Annotated in this window: 9 protein-coding genes; 7 read left to right on the top strand and 2 right to left on the bottom strand. The window is 68.5% G+C overall.

The window, feature by feature from the left end:
* From A9X05_RS05155 to A9X05_RS05140, 4 genes are all read left to right on the top strand, one after another.
* Positions 1–936: MCE family protein (locus A9X05_RS05155; protein WP_067779698.1), on the top strand; the 936-nt coding region annotated here is incomplete at its 5' end.
* On the top strand, positions 930–2,486 hold the full coding sequence (locus tag A9X05_RS05150) for an MCE family protein (RefSeq protein WP_067748890.1): 1,557 nt from the start codon (positions 930–932) through the stop codon (positions 2,484–2,486). The genes A9X05_RS05155 and A9X05_RS05150, both read left to right, overlap by 7 nt.
* Before the next feature lie 13 nt (positions 2,487–2,499).
* Positions 2,500–2,973, top strand: coding sequence for a type II toxin-antitoxin system Phd/YefM family antitoxin (locus tag A9X05_RS31535; protein ID WP_067748887.1), 474 nt, complete (start codon positions 2,500–2,502; stop codon positions 2,971–2,973).
* Between the two features lie 57 nt (positions 2,974–3,030).
* The gene (locus A9X05_RS05140) at positions 3,031–3,888 is read left to right on the top strand and encodes a pyridoxamine 5'-phosphate oxidase family protein (protein WP_067748884.1); all 858 of its coding nucleotides are present in this window, start codon (positions 3,031–3,033) and stop codon (positions 3,886–3,888) included.
* Here the strand turns inward: A9X05_RS05140 and A9X05_RS05135 are convergent.
* Positions 3,885–4,529, bottom strand: coding sequence for a TetR/AcrR family transcriptional regulator (locus tag A9X05_RS05135; RefSeq protein WP_067748881.1), 645 nt, complete (start codon positions 4,527–4,529; stop codon positions 3,885–3,887). The two genes, A9X05_RS05140 and A9X05_RS05135, sit on opposite strands and share 4 nt — an antisense overlap.
* A gap of 96 nt (positions 4,530–4,625) precedes the next feature.
* Here A9X05_RS05135 and A9X05_RS05130 point away from each other — a divergent pair, with 96 nt between their 5' ends.
* From A9X05_RS05130 to A9X05_RS05120, 3 genes are read left to right on the top strand one after another with little or no spacing between them, the layout of a single operon-like run.
* The gene (locus A9X05_RS05130) at positions 4,626–5,756 is read left to right on the top strand and encodes a VOC family protein (protein WP_067748877.1); all 1,131 of its coding nucleotides are present in this window, start codon (positions 4,626–4,628) and stop codon (positions 5,754–5,756) included.
* Positions 5,753–6,703 carry a fumarylacetoacetate hydrolase family protein gene (locus A9X05_RS05125; protein WP_067748874.1) on the top strand — a complete coding sequence of 317 codons (951 nt, stop codon included), beginning with the start codon at positions 5,753–5,755 and terminating at the stop codon, positions 6,701–6,703. The genes A9X05_RS05130 and A9X05_RS05125 overlap by 4 nt, the downstream gene beginning before the upstream one ends.
* Positions 6,700–8,337 carry a bifunctional 3-(3-hydroxy-phenyl)propionate/3-hydroxycinnamic acid hydroxylase gene (locus A9X05_RS05120; RefSeq protein WP_067779695.1) on the top strand — a complete coding sequence of 546 codons (1,638 nt, stop codon included), beginning with the start codon at positions 6,700–6,702 and terminating at the stop codon, positions 8,335–8,337. The genes A9X05_RS05125 and A9X05_RS05120 overlap by 4 nt, the downstream gene beginning before the upstream one ends.
* Here the strand turns inward: A9X05_RS05120 and A9X05_RS05115 are convergent.
* Positions 8,229–9,119 (bottom strand): universal stress protein, encoded by an 891-nt coding sequence (locus A9X05_RS05115; RefSeq protein ID WP_067748869.1) that lies wholly within the window; start codon positions 9,117–9,119, stop codon positions 8,229–8,231. The genes A9X05_RS05120 and A9X05_RS05115 overlap by 109 nt on opposite strands.
* Positions 9,120–9,181 lie beyond the last annotated feature (62 nt).

The raw sequence follows: 9,181 nt of genomic DNA, 5'->3' as shown, positions 1-9,181 counted from the left end.
GTGCGCGCGATCGAACTCAAGAACTGGGTCGCGACGCTGACACTGCGGCTGGGCAAGAACGTCAAGCTGCCCAGGAACGCCACCGCCAAGATCGGCCAGACCAGCCTGCTGGGTTCCCAGCACGTTGAGCTGGCGGCGCCGCCCAACCCCTCCCCGGAGCCGCTGCGGGACGGTGACACCATCCCGCTGAAAAACGCGTCCACCTATCCCACCACCGAGCAGACGCTGGCCAGCCTCGCCATCGTGCTGCACGGAGGCGGCATCCCGAACCTCGAAGTGCTGCAGAACGAGGTCTACAACATCCTCAACGGGCGGGCCGACCAGATCCGCGCCTTCCTGGGCAAGCTGGACACCTTCACCGCCCGGCTCGACGAGCAGCGCGCCGACATCACCCGGGCCATCGATTCCACCAACCGGCTGCTGGCGTACGTGGGTCCCCGCTCCGATGTGTTGGACCGGGTCCTCACCGAATTCCCGCCACTGCTCAAGCATTTCGCCGACAAACAGAATCTTCTGATCAACGCCGTCGACGCGACGGGACGGCTCAGCGGAGTCGCCGACCAATACCTGTCGGCCGCGCGTGGCGACATCCACCAGGACCTGCAGTCGCTGCAGTGCCCGCTGCGCGAGCTCGGCCGGGCGGCGCCGTACCTCATCCGCGCCCTCAAGCTGATCCTCGTGCGGCCGTTCGACATCGACGCCGTGCCCAAGGCGTTCCGCGGTGACTACTTCAACCTGTCGCTGACGCTCGACCTGACCATGAGCGCCGTCGACAACGCGGTCCTCACCGGGACCGGATTCTCCGGGGCGCTGCGCGCGCTCGAGCAATCGTGGGGCCGCGACCCCGAAACGATGATTCCCGACGTCCGGTACACGCCGAACCCCAACGATGTTCCGGGTGGCCCCCTGGTCGAAAGGGCGGACAGGCAATGCTGACCCGCTTCATCAAGCGCCAGCTGGTCGCGTTCACCATCCTGACCGCGATCACGGCGGTCGCGCTGGGCTGGTACTACTTGCAGATTCCCAGCGCGGCGGGAATCGGCCAGTACACGCTGAGGGCGGACCTGCCCGCGTCGGGTGGGCTGTACAAGACCTCCAACGTCACCTATCGCGGCGAAACCATCGGCACGGTCACCGCCGTCGAGCCGACCGCGACGGGCGCGCGGGTGACCATGAGCATCGGCGACCGCTACCGGATACCGATTGACGCGTCGGCGAACGTGCATTCGGTGTCGGCGGTCGGTGAGCAATACCTGGACCTGGTGTCGACGGGCAATCCGAGCCAGTACTTCTCGCCCGGCCAGACGATCACGAAGGGGACCATCCCCACCGAGATCGGGCCCGCGCTGGACGCGGCCAACCGCGGGCTGGCCGTGCTGCCGAAGGACAAGATCGCCTCGCTGCTCGACGAAACCGCCCAAGCCGTAGGCGGATTGGGCCCCGCGCTGCAACGCCTGGTCGACGCGACGCAGGCCATCGCCGGCGACTTCAAGACCAACATCTCCGACATCAACGACATCGTCCAGAACTCCGGGCCCGTCATCGACAGTCAGGTCAACTCCGGCGACTCGATCGAGCGGTGGTCACACAATCTGAACATCCTGGCCGCCCAGAGCGCGGAAAACGACCGGCACGTGCAGAGCATCCTGACCCAGGCGGCCCCGACCGCCGATCAGGTCAACGAGGTGTTCGGCGACGTCCGCGAGTCGCTGCCGCAGACCCTGGCGAATCTCGAGATCGTGCTGGACATGCTCAAGCGCTACCACAAGGGCGTCGAGCAACTCCTGGTCGCCTACCCGCAGGGCGCCTCGGAGGGCCAAACCGTGACGTCGGCCTTCCCGGGGTATGCGTCGCTCGGCACCTCGCTGACGATCAACCAGCCCCCGCCGTGTCTGACCGGGTTCCTCCCGGCGGCCGAGTGGCGGTCTCCCGCGGACACCAGCCTCGCGCCGATGCCGTCCGGAACCTATTGCAAGATCCCGCAGGACACCCCCGCGAACGCCGTGCGCGGCGCACGCAACCTTCCATGCGTCGACGTCCCGGGTAAACGCGCCGCGACGCCACGGGAGTGCCGCGATTCCAAACCGTACGTGCCGTTGGGCACCAACCCGTGGTACGGCGACCCCAACCAGATCGTCACCTGTCCTGCGCCGGCCGCGCGTTGCGACCAGCCCGTGAAACCGGGGCTCGTGATGCCCGCGCCGTCGGTCAACAACGGCCTCAATCCGGCGCCCTCCGACCGGGTGGCGGGGACGCCGCCGCCGACCAGCGATCCGCTGCAACGGCCGGGATCGGGCACCGTCGAATGCAATGGGCAGCAACCGAACCCGTGCGTGTACACGCCCGCCGGCCCTCCCCCGGCGGTGTACCTCCCGCAGAGCGGCGAACTGGTGGGGCCCGATGGCGTCAAGTACGCGGTCGAAAACTCGAACAAGACCGGAGACGACGGCTGGCAGGACATGCTGGCGCCGTCGACCGGCCGATAGAGATTGGAGCGACATGCCGGAAGCCATTGGCCTGGGCCAACTTCGAAGTGACGCCTGCACGTATCTCGAGCGGGTCGCCGCCGGGGAGGCGATCGACGTCATCCGTCGCGGCAAGCTGGTGGCGCGGATCCTGCCCGTCGGTGACTGGCGGGTGGCTCCGATCCCGGCGCGTTCGGCGAAACTCGCCGCGCAGGACACCGGCGGGTGGGTCGGCCTCGACGAACTTCGCACCCGCGCCGGCCGGTGCTTCGACCGGGTGGCGGCCGGGGAGACGCTGAGCGTCGTCCGGGGCGGCCGATTGTTGGCGCAGATCGTGTCCGCCGGTGACGCGGCGAGCAGTCCCACACCGGCGGATGGCCGGGGTGGGATCGAGCTCGACGAGCTCCGGAAGCGCGCCGGGCGCTACTTCGATGAGGTCGCGGCGGGGCAGACGATCGAGGTCATCCGCGGCGGCAAGCTGGTCGCCCGCATCGTGTCGGTCGCGTAGGAACGGCGGCGGCGCATACCCCGGAAGCTTTCCCGAGGTCATGTTGTTGAGCGGTGCATGACCATGACGGGCTTCCACGAAGGAGAGACCGCGACACAGCGGCGAGCGGGCGTCGAAGCCGAGGCCAAGCGGCTCGAGGGCATGCTCGACTCGCCGGGCCTGTCCGGCGGCGCCGCAAGATTTCTCGCCGCACAGCGATTCGCCGCCCTGACCGGACGGGACCACGACGGCGTGCTGTGGACGTCGCCGTTGATCGCCGCGCCGGGTTTCCTCCGCGGCCGGGACGACGTCTTGCGTGTGTCGGCATCCCCCCGCAGCGGCGACCCGCTGCACCGGCTCCCGGCCGGCCAACAAGTCGGACTGATCGCGATCGACTTCGCCACCCGCCGCCGGTTACGGGTGAACGGCGAGCTCGTCGGCTCGGACGACGCGGGCCTGGCCGTCCGCGTCGACCAGTCATACGGCAACTGCCCCAAGTACATTCACCCGCATACCATCGACACCGACGCCCTCGGCGCACCCGCTTCACTGCGCGCGAGACGCGCAACGCTTGACCCGTCCGATCAGGCGATGATCGCGAGGTCGGACACGTTCTTTCTGGGCACGAGCCATCCCACCCGGGGTAGCGACGCGTCGCACCGCGGAGGCCCACCCGGCTTCGTCCGGGTCGACGCCCCCGACCGGCTCTGGTGGCCGGACTTCCCCGGGAACAACATGTTCAACAGTTATGGAAACCTGGCCGTCGACGACGAGGCCGCCTTGCTGTTCGTGGATTTCGGGACCGGTGCGAGCCTGCACCTCACCGGGACCGCACAGGTGCGGTGGACTAGCCCCGGTGCCCCCGGGGACGACGGCGGCGTGGGCAGGAACGTCTCATTCTCGGTCGGTGCCGTGGTCAGCGTCGGCAACCGCTAACCCTCGAGGAATCCGCCCTCGGGAAGCGGGCGTTGGCAGATCGTCCGCGCCTCGGCGGCGCTAAGCCCGAACAGCCGCAGCACGTTCTCGGTGACGAGGTCGGCGGCGTGCGCGTCGTCTCGATCGGGGTTGTCCCGCAACAGGTTTCCGAGCCCCAGCAGCGCACCGCCGGCCATTGCGAGGGCCAACTCGGGATCCTCGACGTCGAACCGACCGGCCGCGACGCCGGCTTTGATATCACGCAGGGCGCGCGGCGCCAAACCACGTTCGGACGACAGCAGCTCCAGCCCGTTGGCCAACAGGATCCGGCTCTCCTGCGGGCGGCGGCGGAACAGCCTGCCGGTCATCCGAAAGCTGGTGGCGAAGATCTCCGCCGGGTCCTCGATGGACGCGGTGAGCCGGTCGAGCATCGCCCCATAGACGTCGAGCACCTCGGCGACCGCGGCCTCGAACAGCTGCTCCTTGCTGTCGAAGTGGTTGTAGAAGGACCCCATGCCGACGTCGGCGGCCTGGGTGATCTCCAGGACCGGCACGTTCACCTTGCCCTCGGCGATCAGTTGCTGCGCGGCCTTGACCAGCGCCGCACGGGTGCGCCGCTTGCGCCGCTCCAGCCGGTTGGCCGGCTCCGCCATCGCACTCACCCCCGCATTATGCATCAGTCATGAGGATTTCGTCAGACTCTTGACTGAACGTTATCTCGTATGTGACGATTTCGTCAGTTAGGTTTGGGAGTGACCATGGATTTGACCGAAAGCGCACGTCCGGAGGCGCACAGCGAGCAGGGCGCACTGCGCGGGGAGCATCCCGGGCGGTCGCGCAACCCCGTCATCAGGGTCGCCGACATCGCGTGGCTGGAGTTCGAGCGGCCAGACTTGGGGCGCGCCGAGGCGTTCGCGCGGGCATTCGGCTTCCACACTGCCCAGCACGGCCCCGGCGAGGTGCAGTTGCGCGGCACCCGGGCGGGTACGCCGTGCGTGATCCTGCGTCGCGGCAGGCGCAGCCGGTTCACCGGCGCGGCGTTCCGGGCCTGCGACGAGGCCGACGTGCTCCGGCTGGCGGGCAACGCCGGGGCACCGATGCGACGGCTACCGGAGGCCATCGGCGGGGTGTCGGTCGACCTGACAGACCCCAGCGGAATGTTGGTTCGGGTCGTCGCCGGCATGCACGAGCTCCCGGACCTGCCGGGCCAACAGGCCCACGTCTTCAACTTCGGCCCCGAGGTGCGGCGCACCAATGCCGGCCAGCGTCCCCCGCGGGTGCCCGCCCGGGTCGAGCGCCTGGGCCACCTGGTGGTGCAGTCGACCAAGTACCTCGAGACCCTCAACTGGTACCTCGACAACCTCGGCATGATCGTCAGCGACTTTCTGTACTTCCCCGGCCAGCGGCACCGCGGCCCGGCGATGAGTTTCATTCGCTGCGACCGCGGTTCGATACCGGCCGACCATCACACCCTGGCGATGGCCCTGGGGCCGGCCAACCGCTACGTGCACTCGGCCTATCAGGTCAGCGATCTCGACGCGCTGGCTGCTGGCGGCGAATACCTTGGCGCGCACGGCTATTCCCGGTCCTGGGGAATCGGCAGGCACATCCAGGGCAGTCAGATCTTCGACTACTGGCGCGACCCCGACGGCGACTTGTTCGAACACTTCACCGATGGCGACCTGTTCGACAACACGCTCGACCCGGGCTGGGCGCCCTTCACCGCATCCGGGTTGGCGCAGTGGGGGCCGCCGGCAAGCAGAGATTTCCTCGGAACCGACCCCAAGTCGGCACGCCGGGAACTGGTTTCGATGATGACCGCCCTCCGCTCGCACAACGAATTCGATTTCAACCGCCTGATCGGCCTACTGAAAGTTCCTACCTCATGACCCTTTCCGTGCTGCACACCGCTTCCGAAACCGACCGCGCCTGGTGGCTCAAAACCGCCGAGGGCGCAGTCAGAATCGACACCACCGCCACCACCACCGCCGCGTTGCTGGCCGACCGGGCCGCCATCGAGAGTGCGGCGACGAAAACCGAAGCCGTCGCCCTCGACACCCTCGCCTTGGTCTCACCGGTGACCCGGCCGTGCCGGGTGATAGCTCAGATGACCAACTACGAGTCGCACGTCAAAGACGCGGGCATGGATCCGGCGTCCATCCCCCTCACCTTCTTCCGCAAGGCGTCCGCCTCCATCACCGGGCCGTTCGACGACATCGTCAAGCCCCCGCACGTGAAGCTGCTCGACTACGAAGTCGAGATCGGCCTGGTGATCGGCCGCGCCGTCCCGATCGGCACCACCATCTCGGACGCCAACCTCGGCGATTTCGTCGCCGGGCTGGTGGTCACCAACGACGTCTCCGCGCGCGACGTCCAACTCCCCCAGACCCAGTTTTACGAGGCCAAGTCGTATCCGACGTTCACCCCGGTCGGCCCCGAACTGGTGCTGCTCACCGCCGACGAGCTCAAGCGCTTCGGTGACCTGCGATTGCGCCTCAGCGTCAACGGCGAGGAACGCCAGAACGCGCTCGTCGAGGGCGACATGCTGTACCGGCCACTGCAGGCGCTGCAGTCGCTCACGCAGTTCCAAGAACTCGCCCCGGGTGACCTGGTGCTCACCGGCACCCCGGTCGGCACCGCGCTGAGCGCCCCACCGAAGCCGGTACAGTTCGTCGGAAACCTGTTGCCGCCGGGACTCAAATGGAAGATGTTCTTCTCGCGGCAGGCCGCCAACCGCAATTACCTGCACGACGGTGACATCGTCGAGGCGTCGGTGGCCACCGACGACGGCGCCATCGATCTCGGAACGCAGCGCACCCCAGTGCGATACACATGACGACCCCGGCTACGCGGCGGGTACCCGTCGTCATCGTCGGCGCCGGACCGACCGGCGTCACCGCGGCCACCCGGCTGGCGCAGTGCGGCGTCCATTGCCTGGTGCTCGATCGCTGGACGGACGTGTACCCCCAGCCACGAGCGGTGCATCTGGACGACGAGATCTATCGCATCATCGCCCGCCTCGGGTTGGGCGGCGAGTTCGCCGCGATATCACGGCCGACGCTGGGTTTGCGGTTGGTGGACAGCCGGTTCCGCACTCTGGCCGAATTCAACCGCGACCCCGAGCACAGCGTGCACGGTTTCCCGCAGGCCAACATGTTCGACCAGCCCGAATTGGAGACCCTGCTGCGGGCCAACCTCGAGCGCCATCCCAATGCCGAACTGCGCGGGAACGCAGAAGTCACCGATGTTGTGGCGGACGGAACGCGCATCCGCGTCACGTTCACCGACCGCTCAGACGGTGGGCGTCACCACGTCGACGCCGACTACCTGCTGGGCTGCGACGGCGCCAACAGCCTGGTGCGGGCACGGATCGGTTCGACCATGCGGGACTTGAACTTTCAGCAACGCTGGCTGGTCGTCGACATCGCCAGCGAGGCGGACCTGGGCCAGTGGGACGGGGTGCACCAAGTGTGCGACCCGGATCGCGCGGGAACGTACATGCGCATCGGGCCGGCCCGCTACCGGTGGGAGTTTCAGTTGCTCGCCGGCGAAACCGCGGCGGACTTCGGCACGCTCCAGCGGCTGCGACCGTTGATCAAACCATGGACCAGCACCGTACCCGTCGCCGAGCTCACCCTGGTGCGGGTCGCCGAGTACACGTTCCGGGCACAGATCGCCGACCGCTGGCGCAACGGCAACGTCTTCCTCCTCGGCGACGCGGCGCACCTCACTCCCCCGTTCATCGGCCAGGGCATGGGCGCCGGGCTGCGCGACGCCGACAATCTCGCCTGGAAGATCGCCGGGGTCCACCGCGGCGCCCTTACCCCGGACGTGCTCGAGACTTATGAGCGCGAACGAAAGCCGCACGCTCGCTACATGATTCGCCTCGCGCTGAGTATCGGCTGGGCGATGACCGGCGGCGGCCACCTTGGCAACGCAGCGCGCCGGGCGCTGTTGCCGCGGCTGCGGCTCATCCCCGGCCTGCGCGACAAGGTCGTCGACTCCACAACGCCGCCGCTGCACCGCTCAGCGTGGGTGTCTAAATCGCGGCGACCGCATCAGCTACCGGGCACGCTGTGCCCCAACCCGCCGCTGCACGACGGTCGACGGGTGGACGACGTCCTCGGCACCGGTTTCGCGTTGATCGCCGTCACTCGCCCCGGCGCCGCCGACGAGGCCGCCCTGCGGCGGCGCGACGTCACCGTGCTGGTCGCCGACCCCGGCAGCGCTCTGGAGACGTGGCTGCGGCGGGGTCGCGTCACCGCCGCGCTGGTGCGCCCCGACCGAACGGTGGCGCGCGCCGGGCGCGACCTGGCCGCCCTTTGCGCGTGGACCGCCACCGCCCTGTCGCCCGGCGAGCGTCAGCCGGACGCGGACGGCCGGGCGACGATCACGGGTATCCGTACCGAGTGCAGCACGGCGTTGCTGACCGATCCCAGGAGTATGCCGGACAAGCCGCCACGGCCGTGACTGCCCACGACGAGAAGCTGGGCGAATTCCGACTTTTCGGCAAGCTGCCGAGCCGGCGCGTCGCGTTCGACCAACCTCTGCACCGTCACATCGGGATAGCGCTCCTGCCAACCGGCCAGGTTCTCGGCGAGGCTCCGCTGGGCCTCCTCTTCCAGTGACGACCAATCCGCTTCGGGGAGTTCGCTGATCGCGATGTCGCTCCATGCGTGCAAGGCCATCAGGTCGACGCCGCGCCGGGAAGCCTCGTCGAACGCGACGGCGGTCGCGAGCTCGGAGGCCGGCGAGCCGTCGATCCCCACCAGAACGGGAGCGTCCCCGTTGTCCGGCAGGTCGTCCCCATGGATCACCGCGACGGGACAATTCGCGTGCCGCACCACCGTCGCGCTGACCGAGCCCAGCACGCCACGCGCCAGTAACCCGCGTCCCGCCGTGCCGACGACGACCATCTCCGCCTCGTCGGACATCTTGATCAGGGCCAGCGCGGGGCTGGAATACACGAGTTCCCGGTTGATCGCGATCTCACGGTCCGCCGCTAGCGCCTCCTCGGCGAGCTTGATCGCGTGCATGATCGCCTTCTTGCCCTCGTCTTCCAGCCGCACTGCCAGAGAGTCGGGGTATGGGACCGGCGGCCAGGTGGCGGTGGGCGTCGTCACCGCGTGGACGACGGTCAGTGGAACTTTCCGCATGGCCGCCTCGCGCGCGGCCCAACGTGCCGCAGCGTTCGATGCCGTCGAGCCGTCGACCGCGACGACGATGCCGCGCTGTTGGTCAGGTGCTGACATTTCGTTCTCCCTCCATCACCGACGACGCTATAAACCCGACGGGCGTGGGTCGTGAGGCTTAA

Origin of the sequence: Mycobacterium sp. E3298 (assembly GCF_001666895.1) — a bacterium.
Lineage (GTDB): Bacteria > Actinomycetota > Actinomycetes > Mycobacteriales > Mycobacteriaceae > Mycobacterium.
The sequence above is the reverse complement of the archived record's forward strand: the minus strand, read 5'-3'. Positions and strand labels throughout refer to the sequence as shown.

Excerpts from the sequence above, each read along its gene's own strand:
- A9X05_RS05150 (WP_067748890.1), top strand. The coding sequence starts at position 930 with ATGCTGACCCGCTTCATCAAGCGCCAGCTGGTCGCGTTCACCATCCTG.
- A9X05_RS31535 (WP_067748887.1), top strand. The coding sequence starts at position 2,500 with ATGCCGGAAGCCATTGGCCTGGGCCAACTTCGAAGTGACGCCTGCACG.
- A9X05_RS05140 (WP_067748884.1), top strand. The coding sequence starts at position 3,031 with ATGACCATGACGGGCTTCCACGAAGGAGAGACCGCGACACAGCGGCGA.
- A9X05_RS05130 (WP_067748877.1), top strand. The coding sequence starts at position 4,626 with ATGGATTTGACCGAAAGCGCACGTCCGGAGGCGCACAGCGAGCAGGGC.
- A9X05_RS05125 (WP_067748874.1), top strand. The coding sequence starts at position 5,753 with ATGACCCTTTCCGTGCTGCACACCGCTTCCGAAACCGACCGCGCCTGG.
- A9X05_RS05120 (WP_067779695.1), top strand. The coding sequence starts at position 6,700 with ATGACGACCCCGGCTACGCGGCGGGTACCCGTCGTCATCGTCGGCGCC.
- A9X05_RS05115 (WP_067748869.1), bottom strand. The coding sequence starts at position 9,119 with ATGTCAGCACCTGACCAACAGCGCGGCATCGTCGTCGCGGTCGACGGC.